The following is a 24885-nucleotide window of genomic DNA, read 5'->3' on the forward strand; positions in this document are numbered from 1 at the left end:
CCGGTCGGTAGTCGGTCGTCGGTAGTCGCCTCTCGGCTGTCGGCTGTCGGCTGTCCTCAGCGTGGAGGTCTCGTGTTCCGTCGTACCGCACCCCGTCGCTCCCGCTCCCGCTCCCGCTCCCTTTCTCGCGCCCGCGCGCCGCTCGCCCTCGCCGTCGGTGCCGCGCTGGCCGCGCCCCTGGCGCTCGCGGCCCCCGCGCCCGCGAGCGTTACCGGCCAATTCACCGTCACGCCGCTGAAGTTCACGGTCGACGCGGGCGGCAGGAGCTGCACCGTCGACGCCGACCTTTACCGCCCCGCCGGAGTGGACGCCGCGCACCCCGCCCCCGCCGTCCTCACCACCAACGGCTTCGGCGGCAGCAAGTCGGACGGCGGAACGGCGGCCACCGGCAAGGCCTTCGCCGAGCGCGGCTACGTCGGGCTCGTCTACTCAGGGCTCGGCTTCGGCAAGTCCGGCTGCCTGATCTCCCTCGACGATCCGAAGATCGACGGCAAGGCGGCATCCGGACTCGTCGACTTCCTCGCGGGCAAGCGCGCGGCCGACGACGGCACGACGGTCGACTACGTCACCAAGGACTCCGGAGCCGATCCGCGCGTCGGCATGATCGGCGGTTCCTACGGCGGGGCGATCCAGCTGGCGACGGCCGCGGTGGACCGCAGGGTCGACGCCCTCGTACCGATGATCACCTGGAACGACCTGGGCTATTCCCTCGACCCGAACAACGCGGCCGACCGCAGCGTCCCCGGCGCCTCCAAGTGGCAGTGGATGAACGGCTTCTACCTCATCGGCGAGGGCCAGCCGCTCCTCGAACCGAGCCTTGACCCCTCCCGCATCAACTCCCTCAGCTGCCTGCACTTCGTCACGAAGGCCTGCGAGACGATCCGTACGCTCAACTCGGGCCGCTACCCCGCCGACAAGACCGAGGCCCTCCAGGAGTACGCCCGCAGCGTCTCGCCCGTCTCCTACCTGCCGCAGGTCAAGGCGCCGACCCTGCTCATCCAGGGCCAGGCCGACAGCCTCTTCAACCTCAACGAGGCGCAGGCGACGTACGAGACGCTCAAGGCGCAGGGCACCACGACGAAGATGATCTGGCAGTCCGCGGGGCACAGCGGCGGCCTCTCAGACCCGGCATCGGGCGAACTCAACCTCTCCGAGGGCAACTTGGAGACCAGCTACGTCGGCAAACGCGTCCTGTCCTGGTTCGACCGCTACCTCCAGCAGAAGAAGGGCGTCGACACCGGGCCCGCCTTCGCCTACTACCGGGACTGGGTCCCGAGCGACAGCGGGCCGAACGGTTCCTACGCGACCGCGTCGAAGGTGCCCGCCCTGAGCCAGAAGCTGTACCTGTCGGGTGACGGCAAGCTCGTCGATGCCCGCGAGAAGGTCGCGCGCGGCAGCCGCGAGTACCGCAACTGGCTCATCCCCACCAGCCACTCCGAGAGCTCACTCGCAGGGCTCATCGGCCTGCCCGACCCGGCGCCGCGCGACACCAAGGGCACCTATCTCGGCTGGACGACGGAGCCGCTGACCGCCCCCGTGGACGTGGTGGGCTCCGCGAAGGCCACCCTGAAGGTCGTCTCGCCGAGAACCGAGCGCGTGCAGAACTCCGGCGACGCGGCCGACAAGCTGGTCCTCTTCGCCAAGCTGTACGACGTCGCGCCCGACGGCAAGAAGACGCTCGTGCACCGGCTCGTGGCGCCCGTGCGCGTGCCGGACGTGACGAAGCCGTTCACCGTGACGCTGCCGGGGATCGTGCACCGGTACGAGGCGGGGCACAAGCTGCAGTTCGTGGTGGCGGCGAGCGACGACGCGTACGGGGGCAACAGGGGAGTGAAGCCGGTGACCATCACGAGCGCCCCCGAGGACACCGGGACGATCGAGCTGCCCGTGGTGGGCTGAGCGTACGAGTCGCCCGGGACTCACCCGTACGGCCCACACCCCCACCCCGGAGGGGCATCCACCGCGCGCGAACCCGGTCCAGCTGCCCATGCTGGTCACCGGGGGAGGCCGGTCGAAGCTCCGAGGGAAGGTCCACGTATGAGTCCCAGCAGCTCCACGGGCGGCGCGAAGGGCGGCTCGGGCGGCGGCGGTGGCGGTGGCGTCGTGACGCCGGGCAGGATCGTCGTCCTCGTGGTCGCCGTCCTCACCCTGGTCTTCATCTTCGAGAACACCCACCACACCAAGATCAGACTCCTGATCCCCGAGGTGACCATGCCGCTGTGGGTGGCGCTTCTCGGCACAGGCCTGATCGGCGCGCTGTGCGGGGCGTACTTCATGCGGCGGCGCAAGTGAGGACCCGGCTGAGGCGCGCGGGAGTCGTCGCGGGCGTCGCGGTCACGGTGGGTGCCATGACCGCCACGGTCGCGGCGGCGGCCGGGCCGCCGATGCCGGACTTCCGGGGAAAGGGCCTGGTCCGGGTCTTCTCGAACCTCGACTACCGCACCCGCGTGGACGTGAACGACGTCAGCGGCCACTGCCGGCACGTGCTGTGGCCGCTCCATCGCCGGGTTCATCAGCATCAACAACATCGTCACCGGTACCTTCAGGTGCGGGGCGCTGGGATACGGCGCCTTCGCGCACGCGGCGGGCCGTGGCCTGATGAGCGAGGGGCTCGGACTCGTCACGCGGTATGCCTTCGACGTACTGGAACTGCACCGCCTGGAGATCAACGGTGGGCGCTGACCTCGGAGATGACAGAGCACGCAGGGCGCCGCTGAGCGGGGCGAAGTCCGGGGCGGGTCGGCAGCGTCCCGAAGAGGCGCGGGGAACTGCGCGACCAGCCACGACGGACCCGCAGGTGTGGTACCGGACCTCCAGCGGAGCGCTCGCCTTTGCTTAATCCTGACTGGGATAGCCCCTGGTCGGGACGGCGCAGACCGTGTTCCATGGTGATCGTGACGACCACCGTGCGACGTGACGTACTGACGCTGCCCGCCGCCCCGTTGGGCCCCGAGAACCCGCTGCCGCCGCTGCGGCCGCTCCGTGAAGTGCACACGCTGGACGAGCGCGGAAGACAGGGCCTGCCGCGTGACATGGCACGGCAGCTCGGGTACGAGCCGCTGCGCGGCATCCTGCCGACGCGGGTGCTCGACGGGTACGGGCGCGAGCGGACCGACACGACGGTCGACACGCTGGTCGTCGAGAACGACCGGCTGCGCGCCACCGTCCTGCCGGGTTACGGCGGCCGAGTCCACTCCCTCTTCCACAAGCCGACCGGCCGTGAACTCCTCTACAGCAACCCGGTGTTGCAGCCCGCCGCCTTCGCGCTGAACGGCGCCTGGTTCTCCGGCGGCATCGAGTGGAACATCGGCGCTACCGGCCATACGGCCCTGTCCTGCGCCCCCGTGCACGCCGCGCGGGTGACGGCGCCCGACGGCGGCGAGATGCTGCGGCTCTGGGAGTGGGAGCGGCTGCGGGACGTGCCGTTCCAGGTGGACCTGTGGCTGCCCGAAGGGTCCGACTTCCTCCACGTCGGCGTGCGGATCCGCAATCCGCACGAGAAGGCGGTGCCGGTCTACTGGTGGTCCAACATCGCGGTGCCCGAGGAGTGCCGCGTCCTCGCGCCGGCCGACGAGGCCTGGCACTTCGGCTACTCGGGTGCGCTGCGCAAGGTGCCTGTGCCGGAGACCGACGGGGTGGACCGGACGTACCCGCCGCGCAGCGAGTACGCGGCGGACTACTTCTACGACGTACCTGACCGGACGCGCCGCTGGATAGCCGCGCTCGACGACGAAGGGCACGGCCTCGTCCAGACGTCCACCGACCTGCTGCGCGGCCGCAAGCTCTTCGTGTGGGGCTCAGGCGCGGGCGGGCGGCGCTGGCAGGAGTGGCTGACGGAGCCGGGCACCGGCGGGTACGCGGAGATCCAGGCGGGCCTCGCGCGGACACAGCTGGAGCATGTACGCCTGGACGCGGAGGGCGAGTTCGCCTGGCTGGAGTCGTACGGACCGCTGTCGGCGGACCCCGGCCCGGCGCACGGCTCCGACTGGCGCGCCGCGCGCGAGGAGGCGCAGGCGCGGCTCGCGGACGCGCTGCCGCGCGGTGCGGTGGACGAGGCGTACGACGCGTGGCGGCCGTGCGGGGACACCGAGCCTGCTGAGGTGCTTGCCACCGGGTCCGGTTGGGGCGCGCTCGAAGTCCTGCGTGCCGGCTACAAGTTGCCGGGCACGCCGTTCGCCGAGTCCACGCTCGGCCCCGAACAGGAGCCGTGGCTTGAGCTGTTGCACTCCGGTGCCGTCCCCGAGCCGCGCCGCGTTGCGCCGCCGGGCCCGACCCTGGTCGCACCGCACTGGCGGGACATGCTGGAGACGGCGCCCGCGCGGCCGGTCGCGGAGTACCACCTGGGCGTGGCGCAGTGGCACGCGGGCGACCTGGCCCAGGCGGTACGGAGCTGGGAGCGCGGCCTCGAACTCGCCCCGTCACGCTGGCCGTTGCTGCGGTGCCTCGCGGTCTCCGATCAGGATTCGGGCCACATCGAGCGCGCCGCCGACCGGTACGCGGAAGCCTTCGACGACCTGTGCCAGGAGCGGCGCGACGACGGCGCGCTGTGGACGGCCGCGAGCGCCGCGCTCGGCCGGGAGGCGATGGCTGTCCTGCTCGCGGCCGGGCGCACGGCGGTGGCGCGCGGCGTGTGGGACCGCCTGCACCCCTCCACGCGGGCGGAGGGCCGCTTCCGCCTCGTCGAGATCCAACTGCTCCTGGCGGAGGGGGAGAAGGCCGCCGCGCGGGCGATTTTCGACGAGGGCTTCGAGGTGGCCGACCTGCGCGAGGGCGCCGAGGTGCTCGGCGAGCTGTGGCGCGCGGTGACGGACGACCCGCTGCCCGCCCGGTACGACTTCCGGATGCGGGCCGCTGCTGAGGAGTGAAGCCTCTGAGGGGGGCGGGGCGGGGCAGGCCGCCCCCCCCTGTGCGGATTACGCCAACTCGCCGTTCCTGGCCACGACATGACCTCCGTGCACCACCATGTCCCGCTGCGGCATGTCCACCAGAACCTGCGGCAGGCACTCCCCGCGTACGAGGATGAAGTCGGCCGGGGCGCCGGGCTTCAGGTCCGCGTGGTCCAGGCCCATCACGTCGGCGCCGCCGTGCGCGCCCACGCGGTAGCAGTCGGTCAGCTCTTCGTCGAGGCGGACGTCGGTGACCCAGCCGAGGATGTGCGTACGGTGCAGCATGTCGGCGTTGCCGAACGGGCTCCACGCGTCGCGCACCCCGTCCGAGCCGAGCCCGACCCGCACGCCGTGCTCGCGCAGCTTCGCGATCGGCAGGACCAGTGACTCGTTCGGCGCCACGGTCGTCAGGGCGATGTCCTGCTCGCCCAAGTCGGCCGCCGTCCTGCCCAGTTCGGTGTCGGACAGGTTCGGAAGGCAGAAGACGTGGCTGACCGTGACCTTGCCGCGCAGCGAGAGCGCGCGGGTGCGGTCGATGATGGCCCGCAGCACCTTCGTACCCTTCTCGTCGCGGTCGTGGAGGTGGATGTCCACGCCGACCCCGTGGCGGTCCGCGAGGCCGAAGACCAAGTCGAGCTGTTCGTCCATCGCGTCGTCGAAGCTGATCGGGTCGATGCCGCCGACCAGGTCGATGGCGCCGGAGCGTGCCGCTTCCTCCAGGAGCTCCGCCGTGCCGGGGGTCCGGACAACGCCGTGCTGCGGGAACGCCACGATCTGCACGTCGAGGGCGTCCCGCAGCCGCTCGCGGGCCGCGTTCACGCCCTCGACACCGGCCAGGTCGTAGGCCGGTGCCACGTCCACGTGGGCGCGCATCGCGCGGGTGCCGCGGGTCACGGCGTGCGCCATCAGGCCGTACGCCCGCTCGCCGACCGGCCGGGCCTGGCTCTTGAACAGCTCCACGTCCTGGGCGCAGTAGTCGGCGATGCCGCTCGCCGGCTTCCGCGTCACCCAGTCGCCGCCCCACGTCGTCTTGTCCGGGTGGATGTGGGCGTCCACGAGCGACGGTAGGGCCACCCTGCCGCCGCCGTCGATCACCTTGGCACCCCTGGGCGCCCGGCCGTCCGTGATCCGGCCGTCGATGACGGTGAGGTCCACGGGGGTCTTCGCGCCGAAGGGGCGGACATTGCGGAACACCACGGCCTTGGGACGCGGGCCGCCACCAGGCGACGACGCGGTGGCCGGGGAACCGGCCGACACGGCGGCTCCGGTGCCCGCGAACGCGGCGGCGGCGCCGAGCACGCCGCGACGGGAGAGAGGCGTCATGGGGATCTCCTTCAAGGGCGAGTGACGAGTTACGGAGGGGACGCGTCCGCAGTTTGTATACCAAGGCGGAATGGCGCGCAAGAGTGGGAGAGAAAATGGGCAGGATGGTACCCGTATGAACTCAGGGGTACAGGAAGAAAGGTCCCCTTGGTATACAGAACCCTCAGGAGGAAGGCTCTCCCTCGAAGAGCGACCGCAGCGCCACCGCCTGGCTGTCCCGCACGTGCAGCAGTGTGCTCGCCGCCGCCGTCTCCTCGTCGCCCGACGCGATCTGGCGGTAGATCAGGTCGTGTTGGGCCCGCATGTGGTCCGGCTCGGCGCGCATGCCGAACAGGAGCTGGAGCTGCCAGCTCAGCTGCTCCATCGTGCGAGCGAGGAGCGGATTGCCGGAGAGGGTCACGATGCCCTCGTGGAAGGCCGTGTGCGCGGCGACCTCGCGCGGTCCGTCGTCCACGTCCGACGCCTGCTCGGCCTGGTGGAGCGTGGCCCGCAGCGCGGCGAGGCCCGACGGCTCGTCCGGTGCGCTGTCCGCCACCCGGCGCGCGGCGAGCCGGGACGCCTGGACGGCGAGCGGCTCCCACACCTCGTACAAGTGCCGCACATCCGCACGCTCCAGGCGGCGCACCCGCACCCCGCTGTGCGGCAGGAGTTCGAGCAGGCCCTCGGCGACCAGCGCGCGCATCGCCTCCCGCACGGGGACGCGCGACATCCGCAGCTCCTCGGCGACCTCACGCTCCACGAGACGCGAGCCGAGCGGATAGCGGCGGTCCACGATGCGCTGCCGGACGGCCTCGCGCGCCTGGGCGCTCAAGGAAACCCGTTCCGTACCGTCCGCCGTACTGCCCGCCACGTGCACCGTCCTCCGTTCGGCCTGCCTGCCGTGGAGGATACGGGCAGACCGGTCAGGTCGCGGGGCGCCGGTCCGCGTACTCGAAGACCGTGCCGTCCGGGTGCACCGCGATGAGGTTGCGGCCCACCGGCGTCGGGACGGGGCCCGCGATGACACGGGCGCCGGACGCGTTCAGGACGGTGTACGCCTCGTCGACGTCCGGTACCGCGATCGTCGCCGAGACCTTCCGGAGGATCTCCAGCTCACGCTCGGGCCCGCTCATCAACAGAAAGCAGCCGACCGCCGCGACCGAGACGCCCTCCCGCTCGAAACGCTGCGCGGTACCGCCCGCGAGGCGTTCGTAGAAGGCGACCGAGGACTCCAGGTCCTCGACGCAGATACGCAGCGTGGCTCCCAGGATCTCCATACGGGCGAGCCTAGTTGGCCCGAACGCCACACGAGATCGTTTCGGAGGACTTCCAGGAGTTCCACCCCGTGGCGGCCACCACATGGCCTCCGTTGCTCACGCGACCCGGTATTCCTCGACCTCCTCCGTGCGCCGCAGTTCCAGGCCGTGGCCGACGCCGCCGTCGGGGCGGACTGTGCCGCCCGTCGGGTCGAGGGCGCCGTCGAAGAACATCGACTCGATCCGTACGTGGTCGTGGAGCCACTCGATGTGCCGGAGATTCGGTACGCACGCGCCGACCGCCGCATGCGCGTGCGGGGCACAGCGGGCCGAGACCTCGATTCCGTGCGCCTGCGCGAGGGCCGCGGCGCGCAGCCACTCGGTCAGGCCGCCGCAGCGCGTCGCATCCAGCTGGAGGCAGTCCACGGAGGGGATCAACCGAGCGAAGTACGCGAGGTCGTAGCCGTACGCGCCGGCCACCACGTCGCAGACCAGCGCGTCCCGCACCAGCGCGAGCCCCCGCAGGTCGTCCGAAGGCACCGGCTCCTCGAACCAGCCCACACCGTGCTCGGCGAGCACCCGGCCCACCCGGATCGCCTGCTTGCGGGTGTAGCCGCCGCTCGCGTCGACGTACAACTCGGCCTGCGAGCCGATGACGTCACGCGCGGTGCGCACCCGCAGCACATCGCGGGCCGCCGCCCGCCCCCAGGCCTCGCCGACCTTGATCTTGACGCGGGGAATGCCCTGGCCGTGCACCCAGCCGTTCAGCTGGGCCGCCAGATGCGTGTCGTGGTACGTCGTGAAGCCGCCGCTCCCGTAGACGGGGACCTCGTCGCGGGCCGCGCCCAGGAGGCGTACGAGCGGAATCTCGAGGAGACGTGCCTTCAGGTCCCACAGGGCGATGTCGATCGCCGAGACCGCGCTCGACGCGGCTCCGGGGCGGCCGGTGTTGCGGACGGCCTTCGTCATCGCCGCGTGCGCCGCGGGGATGTCGAGCGCGTCGAGGCCGGTGACGGTCGGGGAGAGCTGCTCGGCCACCAGGGAGGCGATGGACGCGGGACCGTAGGTCCAGCCCGTGCCCGTCGCGTCGCCCGCGGTGATCTCGACGATCACGATGGTCGTGCTCTCCCACGCGAAGGTGCCGTCCGCCTCGGGGGCGTCCGCGGGGACCGAGTAGGCGGACATGGCGGGGCTTTCGATGGGCACTGCGTCCTTCATCGGGACCGTCCTGGATCACATGCGGGGTGGGGGGCGCGGGGGCGGTGCGGGGTCGGCTCACAACCCCCCACACCTGCGGCGGCGCTCAGTACGGGTATCCCGAAGCCCGACGGGCAAACCGGCCCCGCGCCGGCTTTGGCCCCGCGCACCCCCGGTGTTTGACGGCGGTTCGCAGGGGCAACTCGAAGGGCCCGCGTGCCAGGCTCGTCGAGAGGCCACGCACGCCAGGAACCGGCGGCCGAAGCGACCGGCCGGCCGCCGGGACCGAAAGCCCTCAGGCCAAGGAGAACCCGCCATGATCAGCAGCGAACTCGCCCCACTCGCCCGGCAGTTGCGGGTCGACTCCGTCCGGGCGGCGGCCGCCGCGGGATCCGGGCACCCCACCTCCTCGATGTCCGCGGCCGACCTGATGGCGGTGCTCCTGGCGCGCCATCTGCAGTACGACTTCGACCGGCCCGACCACCCCGGCAACGACCGCTTCATCCTCTCCAAGGGGCACGCCTCGCCTCTCCTCTACGCGGCGTACAAGGCGGCGGGCGTCGTCTCCGACCAAGAGCTGCTGACCTTCCGCGCGCAGGGCAGCCGCCTCGAAGGGCACCCGACGCCGCGCCGCGTCCCCTGGGTCGAGGTCGCCACCGGGTCCCTCGGGCAGGGGCTCCCCGTGGGCGTCGGCATGGCCCTCTCGGGCAAGCGGCTCGACCGGATTCCCTACCGGGTGTGGGTGCTGTGCGGCGACAGCGAGCTGACGGAGGGCTCGGTGTGGGAGGCCGTCGAGCACGCCGGGTACGAACACCTGGACAATCTGACCGCCGTCGTCGACGTCAACCGCCTCGGGCAGCGCGGCCCCACCCGCCACGCCTGGGACCTCGACGCCTACGCCCGCCGCTTCGCCGCCTTCGGCTGGCATGTCGTCGAGGTCGAAGGCCACGACCTGGAGGACATCGACCGCGCCTTCCAGGAGGCCCGCTCCACCGCCCGGCAGCCCACGGTCGTCCTCGCCCGCACCGTCAAGGGCAAGGGCGTCGCCGCCGCCGAGGACCGCGAGGGCTTGCACGGCAAGCCGCTGCCGGAGGCGGAGGCGGCGATCGAGGAGCTGGGCGGCGTCCACGACGTACGCGTCGAGGTGCGCAGGCCCGCCGCCGCGCGGGCGCTGCACGCGACGCGCAGCGGTCATCTGGAACTGCCGCGCCACGAGGTGGGCGAATCCGTCGCCACCCGCACCGCCTTCGGCCAGGCGCTGGCCGCGCTCGGCACCGCACGCGGCGACATCGTGGCCCTGGACGGGGAGGTCGGCGACTCCACGCGGACCGAGTACTTCGCCAAGGAACACCCCGACCGCTTCTTCGAGTGCTACATCGCTGAGCAGCAACTCGTCGCCGCCGCCGTGGGGTTGGCGGCCCGCGGCTGGATCCCGTACGCGTCGACGTTCGCCGCGTTCCTCACCCGCGCCCACGACTTCGTCCGCATGGCGGCGGTCAGCGGCTCCGGCATCAACCTCGTCGGCTCCCACGCGGGCGTCGCCATCGGTCAGGACGGTCCTTCCCAGATGGGCCTCGAAGACCTGGCGATGTTCCGCGCCGTGCACGGTTCGACGGTCCTGTATCCGTGCGACGCCCACCAGACGGGCAAGCTCGTCGCCCAGATGGCCGGCCTGGACGGCGTGCGGTACCTGCGTACGTCACGTGGGGACACGCCCGTCATCTACGGGCCCGGCGAGGAGTTCCCCATCGGCGGCTCCAAGATCCTGCGCTCCTCCGACGCCGACCGGCTCACGCTCGTCGCGGCGGGCGTGACCGTGCACGAGGCGCTGACCGCGGCCGAGTTCCTGGACCGCGAGGGCATCCAGGTGCGGGTCATCGACCTGTACTCCGTCAAGCCCGTCGACCGCGCGACCCTGCGCGAGGCCGCCGAACGCACCGGCTGTCTGCTCACCGTCGAGGACCACCGGCCGGAGGGCGGCATCGGAGACGCCGTCGCTGACGCCTTCGCCGACGGGGGTCCGGTACCGCGCCTGGTACGGCTCGCGGTGAGCACGATGCCGGGCTCGGCGTCCCCCGACGAACAGCTGCACGACGCCGGTATCGACGCGGAGTCCATCGCGGCGGCGGCGCGGCTGCTCGTGGAGCAGGCGGTCGTGCGGTGAGGCCGGTCAGTGCCGCGCGGGCTCCGCCGACCGAGCCCTGAACCAGGCGTTGGCCGTGGGCCGGAACATCAGGACCATCGCCCCGAGCACCGCGCTCAGGTGCAGCACGCGGCTCGCGCCGAACAGGACGTCCACCGCTCCCAGATCCCGGAAGGCGTCCCCCAGGGTGTGGCCGTCGCCCAGCCATCGGAGGGGTTCGATCACCAGGGACAGTGTGCCGAAGACGCCGAGCCCCACGGCGAGCGTCAGGCGGGCCCAGTTCCTGCCCCGGCGCAGCTGGACGGCGACCAGGACGGCCGCGGAGAACACGGTCATCCGCAGCAGCACGCCGCCCGCCACCTCCCCGCCGGACGTGTCGCCGTCGGACAGCAGCCCCCCGACCACGAGCACCGTCTCGAAGAAGCCCGCCACGACCGCGGTGATCCAGAGCGCGAACGCGGCCTGGACGTGCGGGGGAGCGGAGGCCTCACCGCCGCTCGGCCGGGAGGGCCGGTGCCCCGGATGTCTCTGCGTTCCGTACGCCATGGTGCGCCTCGCTCACTCCGGTCCACCCTGAACCGTCTCCCTGAATCCTTCCGGGGCGCGCGGCCCGTGGCACGCCCGCCGGCCCCCGTCCTCAGGTGTTGTCAGCACCCCTGTGCAGCATGAAAGGAACCCCACATGACCAGTGCACGAACCCTGCGGGCGGGGCGCCGCACCGTACGGCTGCACCGGCCCGACAAGGTCCTCTTCCCGGCGGGCGGCGCAGCGGGCCACACGGAAGGAGCGGGCCACACGAAAGGGGACCTCGCCGACTACTACCGGGCCGTCGCCCCGTTCATGCTGCCCCACCTGCGCGGCCGCCCCCTGATGCTGGAGCGGCACCCGGACGGGGTCGGCGGACCCCGCTTCATGCAGAAGGACACCCCTGACCACTACCCGGACTGGATCACCCGCGTCGAGGTCGCCAAGGAGGGCGGCACCGTCACCCACACGGTGTGCGACGACACCGCCACGCTCCTCTACCTCGCCGACCAGGCCTGCCTCACGCTGCACCGCTGGACGTCCCGCGTCGGCGGCACCGGCGGGGTCACCCATCCCGACCGGCTCGTCTTCGACCTCGACCCGGCCAAGGACGACTTCGGCCCCGTCCGCGAGGCGGCACGTCTCCTGGGTGAACTGCTCGACCACATCGGACTGCCGTCCGCCCTGATGACCACGGGCTCGCGCGGGCTGCACGTCATCGTGCCCCTCAACGGCCGCCACGACTTCGACGACGTACGTGCCTTCGCCAAGGACGTCGCCGAAACCCTCGCCCAGTCCCGTCCCGAGCAGTTCACGACGGCCGCCCGCAAGAAGGACCGCGGCGACCGGCTCTATCTGGACGTGCAGCGCAACGCGTACGCGCAGACCGCCGTCGCCCCTTTCTCGGTCCGGGCCAAGCCCGGCGCCCCGGTCGCCGTGCCCGTCGCCTGGGAGGACCTCGACGATCCGGCGCTCGGCGCCCGCCGCTGGACCATCGTGGACGCCGTCGAGCAGGCCCGCACCGATCCCTGGGCGGGACTCCTGCGCTCGGGGCGCGCCCTGGGCCCGGCCCGCCGCAAGCTGTGCGCCCTGCGCGGCTGAGGTTTGGCCACGGCCCGTGGGGTCACCCGGACTCCGCGCGCGGAGTGAGGAGCGAGACCAGTGAGCACGTACATCTACGGCATCATCAGGAGTCCGCATCCGAATCCGCCGGACGGCGCGAGGAACACGAACGGCATAGATGGCATGGACGGCATCGGTGAACCGCCCCGCCCCGTCCGGATCGTGCGGCGCGGCGAGCTCGCCGCGCTGGTCAGCGACGCTCCCGGGGACCTGAAGCCCAAGCAGCGCGATCTGCTCGCGCACCACAACGTCCTGTCCGAGGCGGGCATCCTGGGCGCCGTGCTCCCGATGCGTTTCGGCAGCCTCGCGCCCGACGACGAGGCGGTCCTGACCGTACTCGCGGAGCGGGCCGACCACTACGCGGAGCGGCTGTGCGCCCTGGACAGCAGGGTCGAGTACAACGTGAAGGCCTCGCACAACGAACGGGCCGTCCTGCATCAGGTCCTCGCCGAGAACCCGGAGCTGCGCGCCATGGTCGAGGCCAACCAGCTTGCCGGGGGCGGCGATCACGAGCAGAAGTTACAGCTCGGCGAGAAGGTGAGCGCCACCGTGCGGGCGAGGGAAGCCGGCGACGCCGATCATGTGCGGCGGGCCCTCGAACCGACCGCCGAAGCGGCCTGCCCGGGGCCGGAGGGTACGGGATGGCTCGCCGACATCTCCTTCCTCGTGCACCGCGAAGCGGCCGCGGGTTTCCTGTCCGCGGTGGCCGAACTGCGCGTGGACCAGCCCCATTTGGACCTGCGGGTGCGCGGTCCGCTGCCGCCGTACAGCTTCGTCGACCCGGGACCGGCCGAGCCCGCGGGCTGAGGCCCGCGGGCTCGGGGACTTACGGGTCTACCAGCGGTACCAGCGGGACCTCGTCCCGGTGGCCGTCGTGCTGCGCATCAGGAATCCGACCAGCCAGATGACGAGTACGGCGATGGCGATCCACCAGAGGATCTTCACGGCGAACCCCGCGCCGAAGAGGAGCAGGGCCAGCAGAAGGACAAGCAGGATGGGAACCATAGTGTCTTACCTCCTGCCGTCCGGGTATCCCCAACTGGCCGCGCTACGCAGTGAATTGAGCCTTTCCGGTCACTTTCGGCAGAGGATCTCACCCGGTCACTTCCGGGTCACTTCCGGCAGAGGATCTCGCCGTGCAGTACGGCGAACCAGCCGTCCTCCCGCTCTCCCCACTCCCGCCAGCCGTCGGCGAAGGCCCGCAGTTCACCGGCGTCGGCGTGCCCGCCCTCCACGGCCAGCCCCGCGTAGCCGGAGGCGACCGTGCGGTCCGCCCAGAGCCCGCTCCACCAGGCGCGCTCCTGAGGCGAGCTGTAGCACCAGGTGCTCGCGCCTGCGGTGACGTCGTCGAAACCGGCGGCCAGGGCCCAGGACTTGAGGCGGCTCCCCGCGTCCGGCTCGCCGCCGTTGGCGCGGGCCACCCGCCGGTACAGGTCCAGCCAGTCGTCCATGACGGGGGATTTCGGGTACCAGGTCATCGCCGAGTAGTCCGCGTCGCGGGCGGCGACGATGCCGCCGGGTGCGCAGACGCGCCGCATCTCGCTCAGGGCGCGTACCGGGTCGCCGACGTGCTGGAGCACCTGATGCGCGTGGACGACACAGAAGGAGTCGTCGGGGTAGTCCAGGGCGTGCACGTCGGCTACGGCGAACTCCACGTTGTCCAGGCCCCGTTCGGCCGCCGTCGCGCGGGCCCGGTCCAGGATGCCGGGCGCGTGGTCGACACCCGTGACGTGTCCGTCGGGGACGAGCGCGGCCAGGTCGGCGGTGATGGTGCCGGGGCCGCAGCCGATGTCCAGGATCCGCATGTGCGGCTTCAGCGAACCGACCAGGTACGCGGCCGAGTTGGCAGCGGTCCGCCAGGTGTGGGAACGCAGGACGGACTCGTGGTGTCCGTGCGTGTAGACGGCGGTCTCCTGCGGCATGACGGGAACTCCTTCGCGTTCGCTGCCGCTCGCTGCGGCGGATCGAACGGTACGCCGCCATGTCGAATAATGAGACCCTCGTATCACTATGTGGTCAACGGCTCGGCGGGAGCGGCCGGTACACGGTCAGCGCCTCCGGCAGCTTGTCGATGAGCAACTCGCCCTGAGCAACGGCCACTTCACCGTCGTACGCCACCACGGTCCCCGGCTCCAGACCGTCCACCCGCAGCCGGGGAAGCCGCACCGCGGCCTGCGCCGGTGAGCGCATCAGCGGACCCGTGAGCGCCGCCGCGAGCAGCCGTGAGCCGGGCCTGCGGCCGCCGTGCACGATGCGTACGTCGAGCAGCCCGTCGGCCAGGTCGAGCCTGCGGCCGGGGGTGAACCCGAGCCGGTGGTAGGTGCAGTTGCCCGCGAAGAGCAGCCACAACGCCCGCTGCCTGCCGCGGAATTCGGCGCTCAGCGGCTGCCGGTCGGAGCGGAGCAGCCGGACGGCGGCCAGGACCGCGGCGGCCTGGCCGCCGATGCGGTGGGCCCAGTGGTCGCGCAGCCGCACGAGCTCGGGGTAGACGCCGAGGCTGAAGGTGTTGAGGAAGTACCCCTGCGGGCCGCTCCCGGAGCTGAAGCGCCCGACGTCCACGGCGACCGCGTCACCCGCCTCGACGGCCCGGCAGAGATCACGCGGCTCCTCGACCCCGATGTCGTACGCGAAGTGGTTGAGCGTGCCGCCCGGCAGGACCGCGAGCGGCAGCCGGTGGCGCAGGGCCACCGGGACCGCGGCGTTGGCGGTGCCGTCCCCGCCGCACACGCCGAGCACCCGTGCCCGTCCGGCGGCCTTCTCCAACTCCGCGTCCAGGTCCCCCGGTTCGCACTCCACGACGTCGGCGAGCGGCAGGGCCTCCAGCAGCGCCTCCGTACGTCCGGGGGTGCGGGCGGCGGAGTTGACCACCAGGACCAGGCCCTTGCCACCGGGCAGGGCGGGGGCGTCGACGCGCGGCCTGCCCGGCGGCGGCAGCAGGTTCCGGGTCGGCACCATGCCGCGCACGGCGAAGGCGGCGCTCGCGCCGAGCGCGGCCCCCGCGAGGACGTCGCTCGGGAAGTGCACACCGGTGTAGACGCGGGACAGCGCGACGGCGCCCGCGACCGGCGCGACGCCCGCACCCCAGCCTCGCGACTCAAGCGCGACCCCGGTGGCGAACGCGGCGGCCGAAGCGGAGTGCCCCGAAGGGAAGGACGTGGTGATCGGCTGCCGCTTCAGCTGCCGCATCAGCGGCACCCCGTCGAGCAGCGGCCTTGCCCGGCGCACCGAGCGCTTGCCGAGGGTGTTGATGGTGGCGGAGGCGAGCGAGAGCGACGCGGTCCCGCGCAACGCGGCACGCCGCGCGCGCGGCGTACGGGTCGCCGCGATCCCGGCGGCCACGCCGAACCACAGAAGGCCGTGGTTCGCGCTGCGGCTCAGCCGGGGCAGGAGGCGGTCGGCGCCCGGCCAGTGCCGGGTGGCGACGGTGTTGAAGGTCTGATGGTCCAGGGCGATGAGGCGCGTTCGCAGAGGCATGGGGCGCGGGTACCCCGCAGGGCGGCTTCCTCTCTCCTGCCTTCCCGGCCGAAACGGAAAGGCCGATCCCCGGCCGAAACGGAAGGGCCGAAACGCATTTGCAGCAATGCGCACCTCCCACGGAGAATCCCCCGCATGGGACATCTGGAAGCCGCGCACATCGAGTACTACCTGCCGGACGGCCGAGCCCTGCTCGGCGATGTCTCCTTCCGAGTCGGTGAGGGCGCCATCGTCGCCCTCGTCGGGGCGAACGGCGCGGGCAAGACCACCCTGCTCCGCCTGATCTCGGGCGAGATCCAGCCCCACGGCGGCACCGTCACCGTCAGCGGCGGCCTCGGCGTCATGCCGCAGTTCGTGGGGTCGGTGCGTGACGAGACGACCGTGCGCGACCTGCTCGTCTCCGTCTCGAACGCCCGCATCCGCGAGACCGCGAAGGCCGTGGACGTCGCCGAGCACCTGATCATGACCGTCGACGACGAGGCCGCCCAGCTCCAGTACGCCCAGGCGCTCTCGGACTGGGCCGAGGCGCATGGCTACGAAGCCGAGACGCTCTGGGACATGTGCACCACGGCCGCGCTCGGTATCCCGTACGACAAGGCGCAGTTCCGCGAGGTCCGCACGCTCTCCGGCGGCGAGCAGAAGCGCCTCGTGCTCGAAGCCCTGCTGCGCGGCGGCGACGAGGTGCTGCTCCTGGACGAGCCGGACAACTACCTCGACGTACCGGGCAAGCGCTGGCTGGAGGAGCGGCTCAAGGAGACGCGCAAGACCGTCCTCTTCGTGTCGCACGACCGCGAGCTGCTCGCCCGCGCCGCCGAGAAGATCGTCAGCGTCGAGCCGGGGCCCGCGGGCGCCGACGCCTGGGTGCACGGCGGCGGCTTCGCCACCTTCCACGAGGCGCGGCGCGAGCGGTTCGCGCGCTTCGAGGAGCTGCGCAGGCGCTGGGACGAGAAGCACGCCCAGCTGAAGAAGCTGGTGCTCAGTCTGCGGCAGGCCGCCTCGATCAGCCACGAGCTCGCCTCGCGGTATGCCGCCGCGCAGACCAGGCTGCGCAAGTTCGAGGAGGCGGGGCCGCCGCCCGAGCCGCCCCGCGAGCAGGACATCACGATGCGGCTGCAGGGCGGGCGGACCGGCATCCGGGCCATCACCTGCAAGGACCTCGAACTGACCGGCCTGATGAAACCCTTCGACCTGGAGGTCTTCTACGGCGAGCGGGTCGCCGTCCTCGGCTCGAACGGCTCGGGCAAGTCGCACTTCCTGCGCCTCCTCGCCGGCGGCGACGTCGCGCACACCGGCGACTGGAAGCTCGGCGCGCGCGTCGTGGCAGGCCACTTCGCGCAGACCCACGCCCACCCGGAGCTCTTCGGCCGCACGCTCCTTGACATCCTGTGGCGCGAGCACGCCCAGGCCAAGGGCCCCGCGATGTCGCGCCTGCGCCGGTACGAGCTCACCGGGCAGGCCGAGCAGCGCTTCGAGCGGCTCTCGGGCGGCCAGCAGGCGCGCTTCCAGATCCTGCTCCTGGAGCTGGAGGGCTCCACCGCCCTGCTGCTCGACGAGCCCACCGACAACCTCGACCTGGAATCGGCGGAGGCGCTCCAGGAAGGCCTTGAGGCATACGAGGGAACGGTCCTAGCCGTGACGCACGACCGCTGGTTCGCCCGCTCCTTCGACCGCTATCTCGTCTTCGGCAGCGACGGTCTCGTGCGCGAGACGCCCGAGCCGGTCTGGGACGAGCGCCGGGTGGAGCGGAAGCGGTAGCGCCTCCTGGCTCCAGGAGGACAATGGCGGGTATGGCAGACACGACTGGCACAGCGGGCCCGTCCGATCCGGCGGGCCACCCGCTCCTCGCCCGGCACGCGGCCGCCCTCGACCTGTTCACCGACCGGGTGCACGCGGTCGGCGGCGACCAGTGGGACGCGCCGACGCCGTGCACCGACTGGTCCGTGCACGACCTCGTCAACCACCTCACCACCGAGCAGCTCTGGGTGCCCTCGCTCGTCCGTGACGGCGCCACCATCGAATCCGTCGGCGACTCCTTCGACGGCGACATGCTCGGACCCGACCCGGTCGCCTCCTGGGACACGGCGGCTGCCGCGGCCCGCGAGGCCTTCCGCGAGCCTGGCGCCCTCGACCGCACGGTCCACCTCTCCTTCGGCGAGACCGCCGCGGACTTCTACTGCGGGCAGATGATCAGCGACCTCGTCGTGCATGCCTGGGACCTCTCCCGGGCGATCGGCGCGGACGAAAAGCTTCCGGACGACCTGGTCGCCTTTTCCGTACGGGAAATCACGCCGTACGCTGCGGACTTGGCGAAGACCGGGCTCTTTGCCCCCGCGGTGGAACCGCCGCGGGACGCCGATGTGCAGACGAAGCTGCTGAGTCTGCTGGGGCGCCGGGTGTAGCCGCGGGGGAGCGCGAGTGATGGCGGGGGAGCGGGTGAGTCACGCGTGAGTGCTGAAGCACTGAGGACGACCTTCAGGACCGCGGACGTGGACGAGGCGCGGCAGATGATCGGTGCCACGTTCTACAGCAACTTCATGGATGTACTCGACGGACCGCGCCCCTTCAGCGCCGAGTTCGACATCGGGCAGCTCGGTGCGCTCACCGTCGGCGAGCTCAGCTGCGGCGCCGATGTGCGGATGCGGCTCGGTGAACTTGGCGCGTACCACGTGAACATACTGCTCGGCGGGCGCATGCACTTCCGGCAGGGCGGCGGCGCGGGCACCGTCGCGACGGCGGAGCGTGCCGGGGTGTTCCAGCCCGTCGGCGACACGGTGGTGGAGCGGTGGACCGGCGACTGCCGGATCCTGGCGGTGAAGATGGACCGCGAGGCGCTCGACCGGCGCCTGGAGCAGCTGCTCGGCCGGCCCGTCCGCGCCCCGCTGTCGCTCGGCCCGGAACTGGACACCACCCGTGGCCCCGGCCGCAGTTGGGCCCGTCTCGTCACCACGGTCATCGAGGATCTGCGCGAGGAGCCCGGCGCGCCGTGCGGCCAGGTGTCGCTGTATACGCCCCTGATCGCCGCGCCCCTCCAGGAGGCGATACTGAACGGGCTGCTGCTCGCCGCCGAGCACCCCTTCCGTGACGAACTAGCCGCTCCGGAACAGAAGTTGCGCCCGGCGCCCGTGAAGCGCGCGATGGACGCCGTCCAGGAGCGGCCCGAGCATCCGTTCACGCCGGCCGGGCTCGCCGCCGAGGCGAGGGTCGGGGTGCGCTGGCTCCAGGAGGCGTTCCGCCGCTACGTGGGCATGTCGCCCATGGCGTACGTACGGGATGTACGGCTGACCCGCGTGCGGGACGAGCTGCGGGCCGCGGAGCCCGGCGCGCTCAGCGTGAGCGAGGTGGCGCACCGGTGGGGCTTCGGTCATCTGGGGAGGTTCGCCGAGCAGTACCACGCCCGGTTCGGGGAGTTGCCGTCCCAGACGCTGCGGAGCTGAGCCCGGAGCCCGGCGCCGCCCGGGTCCTCTCCCTCCGGCCCGTGCGTTATCCGGACAGTGGCCGCGCTGAGCGGATCGTGACCGCGGGGTGGCTGATTTATCGTTTCACCTGTCACCGGCTGGGCCGGTCGCTGCCCACGGGTCCATAACCCGCCCCAGGGGCACGACCGTGACGGACCACCGGGGACGATCCGGTCCGGCCCCAGGCCGGGCCGGGCCCGTGCCGCGGGTCCGGTCGCTCCCCCCGCACCACCGTGCAACCGGACCCGCTCCCTCACGATCGGGCCTCAGGCCGAGGCGGCGAGATCCGTGAGGGTCACCATCCCCACCGGCTGTCCGTCCTCGACGACGGGCAGCCTGCGGACGGCGTTCTCGAGCATCAGGCTGACCGCAGACGCCACCGCGTCGTCCGGAGCGACCATCACCGGATTCGGGGTGCAGATCGCCTGCGCGCTGACGGTGAGGGGATCGGCGCCGTCGGCGACGGCCCGCAGGGTGATGTCCCGGTCGGTGAGCACCCCGACGACCCGTCCGGCCGTGGCCACCAGGACATGACCGATGTCCTGCGCGCGCATCAGCTGCGCAGCTTCCACCAACGAGGCATCGGGACCGACCGCCACGACGCCCGGTGTCATGACGTCCCTTACGACGACAGCCATGGTGGGGCCCTTCCTGTGGGGGGTGAGTCGTTCCGCCGCAGTACCCCTGTGGGGGCGGTCCATGCGGGTTTGCCCGGAAGAAGTGGGGAGACCCGGCCCGTGCACCCCCCACGGGCACTCCGGGAGGGAAGGAGTCATGGCAGTTCTCGCTGTGTTCATCCCGGTGGTGATGCTGGGAGTGATCCTGGCACTCGGCCGGTACGAGGAGTGGATGCTGCCGTCCGTCGCGCCCGCCAAGCACGCTGCGAACGCCGACGAGGCGGAAGCCGTACGCCGCGCCACATGAAGGCGGCAGGGCGGTGCCCACCTCGCGGGTGCCGCCCCCGTAGCGCACATGTGTTTGCCTCCCGGACCCGGGGGCAGGCGAAGTTCACAGTGCTTCGGACCGGAGGCACGTCCGTGGGAGCAGCTTGCGCTCGCCCCGGGTGTGCCCCGACGCGATGCCGCGTGCAGCCCACGGTGACTCTTCAACCCAAGGCACCGACAAGGGAGTTGCGACGCATCATGCGTTCCGACGCGCGACAGACGAAGCGCCATCCGCACGACGACGCCCCCGACACCGCAGCCGATTTCCGCAGGCTCACCGAGATGCCGCACGGTCCTGAACGAGACGCACTGCGCCAGGAGTTGGTCAAGGCGTGGCTGCCGATGGCCGAGCGGCTCGCGGGCCGGTTCCGCAACCGCGGCGAAGCCCTTGACGACCTGCGCCAGGTGGCGGCCCTCGGCCTCGTCAAGGCGGTCGACCGCTACGACCCCGAGCGCGGCAGCGCCTTCGAGAGCTACGCGGTACCGACCGTCACCGGCGAGATCAAGCGACACTTCCGTGACCACATGTGGACCCTCCATGTGCCGCGCCGTGTGCAGGACTTGCGCAACCGGGTGCGGTTCGCCCGCCAGGACCTGACCCAGACGACCCCCGGGCGCACGCCGAGTCTCGCCGAGATCGCCGAGAAGGCCCAGCTCTCCGAGGAGGACGCGGCCGCCGGGCTCGAAGCGCTCGACAGCTTCACCGCGCTCTCCCTGGACGCCGAACTGCCGGGCAGCGAGGACGGATACGCGCTGCGCGACGCACTCGGCGCGGCCGACCCCGCGCTCGACGTCGTCATCGACCGCGAGGCCGTCAAGCCCCGCATCGCCGCGCTGCCCGAGCGGGAGCGCGACATCCTCTACATGCGGTTCTTCGGCGACATGACGCAGAGCCGCATCGCCGAGCAGCTCGGCATCTCCCAGATGCACGTCTCGCGCCTGATCAGCCGCTGCTGCGACCGCCTGCGCCAAGAGGTCATGCAGGACGCCGCCTAGTTCTTCCCGGAGGTTTCCCGGCCCGCGCGGGTCATGGCCAGCGCGATGTGGCGCGACATCACGTCGACCGTCTGTGCCTCGGCCATCGAGAAGGCGAGCCGCGCCCCGCTCCTGAACAGCGTCAGGACACCCTCCACCGCCCCGTCCGAGCGTCCCCTCAGCGGCACGCACAGCAGGGACGTCACCTGCGCGCGTACGAGGACGGGGGCGCCGGACGTGTCCCGGCCGAAGGAGTCCGGGTCCTCCGGACGCACCTGCAGCATGGGCTCCCCGCCGCGCGCCGCCTCGACCACGAGGGGGCACGCGGCGGGTGCCTGCGCGAGGACATCGCCTACCGGTGCGTCCTTCGGTCCCAGGACGGTGGTGCGCCGCTGTCGCGCCGCCCCCTCGTCCGCGATCACCCAGTCCGCGAACCGCGGGTGCAGGACACCGGCCGCGCGTTCGAGGACGGCCGCGCGGTCACCGGCGGGGGCGGTGAGCAGGGCCGTGGTCATGGCGTCCGCGAGGTCCATGCGGGCCGCGTACCGGGTCGCCTCGCCGAGATCGGGGGCCGGAGGCTGGAAGGACTCCTGAGCCGACACGCGTGAGCCCCCGGGCTGACTCCCCGGCTGAAGCACCACCAGGACCGCCGTGCGCGGCTCGGCGCCGGGCCGCAGCGCGGTGAGCGTGGCGCGGACCGGGATGTGCGGATCGCGCTGGAGATGGACGGTGAGGCCGCGGTCGCCCTCGCCGCGTGCGACCGCGGCGGTCTGCGAGCGGAACGCGGCCCGATCCGCGTGCAGCAGGAGTCCGGTCAGCGGTCTGCCGGTGGCGTAGCCCGCGCGTACGCCCGTGAAGCCGGTCGCGGCGAAGTTCATCCGCCGGACCACCGACTCCCGGTCGACCAGGGCCACGGGCAGGGGGAGGCGTTGGAAGATGGCCCGCAGCAGCCGCTGCTCGTCCCGGTCGGGCGCGCCGCCGCCCAAGCGGCCGTCGGCGGCGAGCCGTTCGTAGAGCGGCCTCAACTGTTCGGCGACATGGTCGAGTTCGAAGATCGCCGCGTCGAGAACCCTTCCGAGGTCGCCCGCCGGTACGGCACGCGCCGACTTCAACTCGGCGACGCGGCGCACGAAATCCGCAATCTCTTCACCGAACTCCTCCGTTTGGGCCATGTGCCGAACGTATCCGCTGCGGCCGTTTTCCGGGGGAACTCGCGGGAAGGCGGAGGGAAGGAGAGGTAAGGAGGAGGAAACCACCATGCCCCTCACAGCGGAACCGGACCTCGACCTCGCGGGACCCGAATCGGCTCTGCCGGGGCGCAGGCTCTCGGAACTGGCGGAACAGGCCGTGCGCTGCACCACCGCGTGCTGCGGCGCGGGCACGACCGTGTCGGACGGCGGCGGCGAACATCCCGCTTCGGTGACCCACCCCGACCTCGCCGGTCTCGTCTCCGTCCAGCTGCGCTCGGGCGACGGGCCCATACCGGCGGCGCAGGAGCGGGGTGCGCCGGTGGAGACCGGTGACCTTCTGCGGGACGAACGGTGGCCCGCGTACCGCGCCATGGCGCTCGACACCGGCGTACGCTCCAGCGTCACGCTGCCCTTCCAGCGCGCGGGGCTCACGGTCACCCTGACCCTGTTCAGCTTCCGCCCCGGCGCCCTCGACGACGTCCGGCACGGCCCCGCCCAGGCGCTGGGCGACCTCGCCACGACGGGCCTGGTCCGCGACCGCCGCTACCGCGCGGCGCTCGCCGAACTGGACCACCTCGGCACGGCCCTGCGCACCCGCCCCGTGGTCGACCAGGCATGCGGCATCGTCATGCACGTCCTGACCTGCGACGTGGACAAGGCCTTCACGGTGCTGCGCCGCGTCTCCCAGACCACGAACCGCAAGCTGGCCGACGTCGCGTCGGCGGTGGTGGAGACGCGGGGGAAGGGGCTTGAGCGGGAGCTGGCAGGGCTGGCCGCCGAAGACTGAAGGAAGAGTGGAGGCGGAAGGACCACTCGGCCGGAGGCCCCCGCGCGCGCGGAGCCGCCCGGCACGCTTCGATTGACGCATGCGGACGGAACCCGAAGGCCGTGGCCCTGTCCGGTACGGACCTCCCCTGCCGGAGCCAGGCCTCCCGGTCCTGCCCGAGCTGTCCGCCGTGCTCGCCGGTGCCGCGGGCCGCGCGCACGCCGAGCCCCCCGGCGGCGGCCCCGCACTCCTGGACGCCGCGAGCGGCTACTGGGCCCGGCGCGGGCTCCCGGTGGAGCGGGACCAGGTCGTCGCCGCGCCCGGCGCCGCGTCCCTGCTGCTCGCGCTGACCGCCGCCCTCGGTGGCGGCGACGTCCTGCTGCCGCGTCCCTGTCCCGCCTGGTGGGCGCCGCAGGTGCGGCTGCTCGGCGGGTCGGTGTACCACGTGCCGACGCCCGCCGAGTGCGGTGGCGTCCCCGATCCCTACGCCCTCATGGAGACCGTCCGCCGTATCCGTGCCGAGGGCGGCACCCCGCGCCTCCTCGTGCTCTCCGTCGCCGACGACCCGACCGCCACCGTGCCGCCGCCGGAAGTGCTCCACGAAGCCGTGGAGGCGGCAGCGGACGAAGGCCTGCACATCGTCGGCGACGAGACCTGGCGCGACACCCTGCACCGCCCGCACGACACGGTCCTGGTCAGTCCGGCCGAGATGGACCCGGACCGGGTGACGGTCCTGACCGATCTCTCCGGATCGTTCCTGCCGCCGGGCTGGCCCGCGGCGGCCGCCCGATTTCCGGCCGACGCGCGGGGCTCGGCGCTGCGGGCCCACACCCTTGACGTCCTCACCGCGCTCGGGGCGTGCGTCGCGGCGCCGGTCGCGGCGGCGGCGTCGTACGCGCTGGGCGAGCCGGACGAGGTGACCGACCGCCTCGTCCGCGCGACCCGCCTGCACGCGCGCGTGGGCGCCGCCGTGCAGCGGGCGGTGCTCGCCGCGGGCGCGCTGGCCCGGCCCCCGGCGGCGGGCCGTCACCTCTACGTGGACCTCGGCCCGCTCCGCCCTGCCCTCGCCGCGCGCGGTGTCGGCGACTCGCAGGACCTGGAGGACTTCCTCGGCGAACGCCTCGCCATGCCCGCGCCAGGCGGCCACCGCTTCGGCGACGAGCTGGGAGCACTACGCGTACGTCTGTCCACCGGGCCTCTGCTCGGCTCGACCCGGCAGGAACGCCTGGCGGCTCTCGCCGCACCGGACGCACTGGAACTGCCGCACGTGGAAGGGGCGTTGAGCATGCTTGGATCGGCCTTCGACGATCTCCGCGCAGCATCACAGCGCATGGAGCCTCCCCGGTGAAGCATCAGACGCAGCCGCAGCAGCCCGGCCATATGCCCCGGGCGGAGCAGCCGCAACAAGCAACCAGAGCAGCACAGCCGCCGCCCCGCCCCGACGAGCGGCAGCTACAGAGCCCTGGACCATTCGCGGACGCCGGGCCGGTGGGCTCAGAGGCCTTGGGGCCCGGTGCTGGGGGTGCCCGTGAGGCCGGGGCTTCCGGTCGGCGAGGGGTGCGGCAGGCGCAGGGATCGGGGTTATCTGCGGACGTCGGGTCCGCGGACGCCGGGTCCGTGTACGTCGGATCCGTGGACTCCGGGGCGGTG

The 24885-nt window shown here is 72.4% G+C and carries 23 protein-coding genes and 1 pseudogene; 14 read left to right on the forward strand and 10 right to left on the reverse strand.

Annotated elements, in window-relative coordinates; genetic code table 11:
* The first annotated feature begins 165 nt into the window (after positions 1-165).
* The 4 genes and pseudogenes from E5671_RS36900 to E5671_RS36915 all read left to right on the forward strand — a co-directional run bounded on the left by E5671_RS36900 (position 166) and on the right by E5671_RS36915 (position 4865).
* The gene (locus tag E5671_RS36900) at positions 166-1899 is read left to right on the forward strand and encodes an alpha/beta fold hydrolase (RefSeq protein ID WP_237330878.1); all 1734 of its coding nucleotides are present in this window, start codon (positions 166-168) and stop codon (positions 1897-1899) included.
* A gap of 138 nt (positions 1900-2037) precedes the next feature.
* Positions 2038-2292: a LapA family protein gene (locus E5671_RS36905; protein ID WP_160508295.1), complete on the forward strand. Its 255-nt coding sequence runs from the start codon at positions 2038-2040 to the stop codon at positions 2290-2292.
* A 204-nt stretch (positions 2293-2496) separates the two neighbouring features.
* Positions 2497-2670 (forward strand): annotated as a pseudogene (locus E5671_RS46610) (GNAT family N-acetyltransferase); the annotation flags it as partial.
* A gap of 215 nt (positions 2671-2885) precedes the next feature.
* Entirely contained in the window at positions 2886-4865 is a 1980-nt protein-coding gene (locus tag E5671_RS36915; protein ID WP_160508297.1) for a DUF5107 domain-containing protein, read from the forward strand.
* A 48-nt stretch (positions 4866-4913) separates the two neighbouring features.
* On the opposite strand, the gene E5671_RS36920 is transcribed toward E5671_RS36915, so the two are convergent.
* From E5671_RS36920 to E5671_RS36935, 4 genes are all read right to left on the reverse strand, one after another.
* The gene (locus E5671_RS36920) at positions 4914-6209 is read right to left on the reverse strand and encodes an amidohydrolase family protein (protein ID WP_160508299.1); all 1296 of its coding nucleotides are present in this window, start codon (positions 6207-6209) and stop codon (positions 4914-4916) included.
* Between the two features lie 163 nt (positions 6210-6372).
* Positions 6373-7059, reverse strand: a complete 687-nt coding sequence (locus tag E5671_RS36925; protein WP_336605956.1) for a GntR family transcriptional regulator — start codon at positions 7057-7059, stop codon at positions 6373-6375.
* 52 nt (positions 7060-7111) lie between these two features.
* Positions 7112-7465: a VOC family protein gene (locus E5671_RS36930; RefSeq protein ID WP_160508301.1), complete on the reverse strand. Its 354-nt coding sequence runs from the start codon at positions 7463-7465 to the stop codon at positions 7112-7114.
* A gap of 96 nt (positions 7466-7561) precedes the next feature.
* The gene (locus E5671_RS36935; protein ID WP_202121411.1) at positions 7562-8662 is read right to left on the reverse strand and encodes an enolase C-terminal domain-like protein; all 1101 of its coding nucleotides are present in this window, start codon (positions 8660-8662) and stop codon (positions 7562-7564) included.
* 295 nt (positions 8663-8957) lie between these two features.
* Here E5671_RS36935 and E5671_RS36940 point away from each other — a divergent pair, with 295 nt between their 5' ends.
* The gene (locus tag E5671_RS36940) at positions 8958-10805 is read left to right on the forward strand and encodes a transketolase (RefSeq protein ID WP_160508303.1); all 1848 of its coding nucleotides are present in this window, start codon (positions 8958-8960) and stop codon (positions 10803-10805) included.
* A gap of 6 nt (positions 10806-10811) precedes the next feature.
* Here E5671_RS36940 and E5671_RS36945 read toward each other — a convergent pair whose 3' ends face one another.
* Entirely contained in the window at positions 10812-11330 is a 519-nt protein-coding gene (locus tag E5671_RS36945; protein WP_160508305.1) for a hypothetical protein, read from the reverse strand.
* Between the two features lie 135 nt (positions 11331-11465).
* Here E5671_RS36945 and ligD point away from each other — a divergent pair, with 135 nt between their 5' ends.
* Positions 11466-12410: a non-homologous end-joining DNA ligase gene (gene ligD / locus E5671_RS36950; protein WP_160508307.1), complete on the forward strand. Its 945-nt coding sequence runs from the start codon at positions 11466-11468 to the stop codon at positions 12408-12410.
* Positions 12411-12470: 60 nt separating this feature from the next.
* Positions 12471-13238: a GvpL/GvpF family gas vesicle protein gene (locus tag E5671_RS36955; RefSeq protein ID WP_160508309.1), complete on the forward strand. Its 768-nt coding sequence runs from the start codon at positions 12471-12473 to the stop codon at positions 13236-13238.
* 27 nt (positions 13239-13265) lie between these two features.
* On the opposite strand, the gene E5671_RS36960 is transcribed toward E5671_RS36955, so the two are convergent.
* From E5671_RS36960 to E5671_RS36970, 3 genes are all read right to left on the reverse strand, one after another.
* Positions 13266-13436: a hydrophobic protein gene (locus E5671_RS36960; protein WP_160508311.1), complete on the reverse strand. Its 171-nt coding sequence runs from the start codon at positions 13434-13436 to the stop codon at positions 13266-13268.
* 107 nt (positions 13437-13543) lie between these two features.
* Positions 13544-14353, reverse strand: coding sequence for a class I SAM-dependent methyltransferase (locus tag E5671_RS36965; RefSeq protein WP_160508314.1), 810 nt, complete (start codon positions 14351-14353; stop codon positions 13544-13546).
* Positions 14354-14447: 94 nt separating this feature from the next.
* Positions 14448-15905, reverse strand: a complete 1458-nt coding sequence (locus tag E5671_RS36970) for a bifunctional phosphatase PAP2/diacylglycerol kinase family protein (protein WP_160508316.1) — start codon at positions 15903-15905, stop codon at positions 14448-14450.
* A gap of 135 nt (positions 15906-16040) precedes the next feature.
* Between E5671_RS36970 and E5671_RS36975 the strand changes: the two genes are divergently transcribed.
* The 3 genes from E5671_RS36975 to E5671_RS36985 are packed head-to-tail and all read left to right on the forward strand — an operon-like array spanning position 16041 to position 19339.
* Positions 16041-17660 carry an ABC-F family ATP-binding cassette domain-containing protein gene (locus E5671_RS36975; RefSeq protein ID WP_160508317.1) on the forward strand — a complete coding sequence of 540 codons (1620 nt, stop codon included), beginning with the start codon at positions 16041-16043 and terminating at the stop codon, positions 17658-17660.
* A gap of 32 nt (positions 17661-17692) precedes the next feature.
* The gene (locus E5671_RS36980; RefSeq protein ID WP_160508319.1) at positions 17693-18304 is read left to right on the forward strand and encodes a TIGR03086 family metal-binding protein; all 612 of its coding nucleotides are present in this window, start codon (positions 17693-17695) and stop codon (positions 18302-18304) included.
* A gap of 45 nt (positions 18305-18349) precedes the next feature.
* A complete protein-coding gene (locus tag E5671_RS36985; protein WP_336605957.1) occupies positions 18350-19339 on the forward strand; it encodes an AraC family transcriptional regulator in 990 nt (329 codons plus the stop codon).
* 287 nt (positions 19340-19626) lie between these two features.
* On the opposite strand, the gene E5671_RS36990 is transcribed toward E5671_RS36985, so the two are convergent.
* Entirely contained in the window at positions 19627-19998 is a 372-nt protein-coding gene (locus E5671_RS36990) for a CBS domain-containing protein (protein ID WP_160508321.1), read from the reverse strand.
* A 136-nt stretch (positions 19999-20134) separates the two neighbouring features.
* Here E5671_RS36990 and E5671_RS45580 point away from each other — a divergent pair, with 136 nt between their 5' ends.
* Complete coding sequence (locus E5671_RS45580) at positions 20135-20284, forward strand: hypothetical protein (RefSeq protein WP_202121412.1); 150 nt, start codon at positions 20135-20137, stop codon at positions 20282-20284.
* A 218-nt stretch (positions 20285-20502) separates the two neighbouring features.
* Positions 20503-21300 (forward strand): RNA polymerase sigma factor SigF, encoded by a 798-nt coding sequence (locus E5671_RS36995; RefSeq protein WP_160508323.1) that lies wholly within the window; start codon positions 20503-20505, stop codon positions 21298-21300.
* Here E5671_RS36995 and E5671_RS37000 read toward each other — a convergent pair.
* On the reverse strand, positions 21297-22451 hold the full coding sequence (locus tag E5671_RS37000; RefSeq protein WP_160508325.1) for a GAF domain-containing protein: 1155 nt from the start codon (positions 22449-22451) through the stop codon (positions 21297-21299). The two genes, E5671_RS36995 and E5671_RS37000, sit on opposite strands and share 4 nt — an antisense overlap.
* An 85-nt stretch (positions 22452-22536) precedes the next feature.
* Here E5671_RS37000 and E5671_RS37005 point away from each other — a divergent pair, with 85 nt between their 5' ends.
* The gene (locus E5671_RS37005; protein ID WP_160508327.1) at positions 22537-23256 is read left to right on the forward strand and encodes an ANTAR domain-containing response regulator; all 720 of its coding nucleotides are present in this window, start codon (positions 22537-22539) and stop codon (positions 23254-23256) included.
* Between the two features lie 79 nt (positions 23257-23335).
* Positions 23336-24583, forward strand: coding sequence for an aminotransferase class I/II-fold pyridoxal phosphate-dependent enzyme (locus E5671_RS37010; protein WP_160508329.1), 1248 nt, complete (start codon positions 23336-23338; stop codon positions 24581-24583).
* Positions 24584-24885 lie beyond the last annotated feature (302 nt).

This window comes from Streptomyces sp. BA2 (genome assembly GCF_009769735.1).
Taxonomy (GTDB): Bacteria; Actinomycetota; Actinomycetes; order Streptomycetales; family Streptomycetaceae; genus Streptomyces.

Excerpts from the sequence above, each read along its gene's own strand:
- E5671_RS36945 (WP_160508305.1), bottom strand. The coding sequence starts at position 11,330 with ATGGCGTACGGAACGCAGAGACATCCGGGGCACCGGCCCTCCCGGCCG.
- E5671_RS37005 (WP_160508327.1), top strand. The coding sequence starts at position 22,537 with ATGCCCCTCACAGCGGAACCGGACCTCGACCTCGCGGGACCCGAATCG.
- E5671_RS36995 (WP_160508323.1), top strand. The coding sequence starts at position 20,503 with ATGCGTTCCGACGCGCGACAGACGAAGCGCCATCCGCACGACGACGCC.
- E5671_RS36940 (WP_160508303.1), top strand. The coding sequence starts at position 8,958 with ATGATCAGCAGCGAACTCGCCCCACTCGCCCGGCAGTTGCGGGTCGAC.
- E5671_RS37010 (WP_160508329.1), top strand. The coding sequence starts at position 23,336 with ATGCGGACGGAACCCGAAGGCCGTGGCCCTGTCCGGTACGGACCTCCC.
- E5671_RS36920 (WP_160508299.1), bottom strand. The coding sequence starts at position 6,209 with ATGACGCCTCTCTCCCGTCGCGGCGTGCTCGGCGCCGCCGCCGCGTTC.
- E5671_RS36980 (WP_160508319.1), top strand. The coding sequence starts at position 17,693 with ATGGCAGACACGACTGGCACAGCGGGCCCGTCCGATCCGGCGGGCCAC.
- E5671_RS45580 (WP_202121412.1), top strand. The coding sequence starts at position 20,135 with ATGGCAGTTCTCGCTGTGTTCATCCCGGTGGTGATGCTGGGAGTGATC.
- E5671_RS36935 (WP_202121411.1), bottom strand. The coding sequence starts at position 8,662 with ATGAAGGACGCAGTGCCCATCGAAAGCCCCGCCATGTCCGCCTACTCG.
- E5671_RS36965 (WP_160508314.1), bottom strand. The coding sequence starts at position 14,353 with ATGCCGCAGGAGACCGCCGTCTACACGCACGGACACCACGAGTCCGTC.
- E5671_RS36960 (WP_160508311.1), bottom strand. The coding sequence starts at position 13,436 with ATGGTTCCCATCCTGCTTGTCCTTCTGCTGGCCCTGCTCCTCTTCGGC.
- ligD (WP_160508307.1), top strand. The coding sequence starts at position 11,466 with ATGACCAGTGCACGAACCCTGCGGGCGGGGCGCCGCACCGTACGGCTG.
- E5671_RS36905 (WP_160508295.1), top strand. The coding sequence starts at position 2,038 with ATGAGTCCCAGCAGCTCCACGGGCGGCGCGAAGGGCGGCTCGGGCGGC.
- E5671_RS36975 (WP_160508317.1), top strand. The coding sequence starts at position 16,041 with ATGGGACATCTGGAAGCCGCGCACATCGAGTACTACCTGCCGGACGGC.
- E5671_RS36930 (WP_160508301.1), bottom strand. The coding sequence starts at position 7,465 with ATGGAGATCCTGGGAGCCACGCTGCGTATCTGCGTCGAGGACCTGGAG.
- E5671_RS36915 (WP_160508297.1), top strand. The coding sequence starts at position 2,886 with ATGGTGATCGTGACGACCACCGTGCGACGTGACGTACTGACGCTGCCC.
- E5671_RS37000 (WP_160508325.1), bottom strand. The coding sequence starts at position 22,451 with ATGGCCCAAACGGAGGAGTTCGGTGAAGAGATTGCGGATTTCGTGCGC.
- E5671_RS36970 (WP_160508316.1), bottom strand. The coding sequence starts at position 15,905 with ATGCCTCTGCGAACGCGCCTCATCGCCCTGGACCATCAGACCTTCAAC.
- E5671_RS36990 (WP_160508321.1), bottom strand. The coding sequence starts at position 19,998 with ATGGCTGTCGTCGTAAGGGACGTCATGACACCGGGCGTCGTGGCGGTC.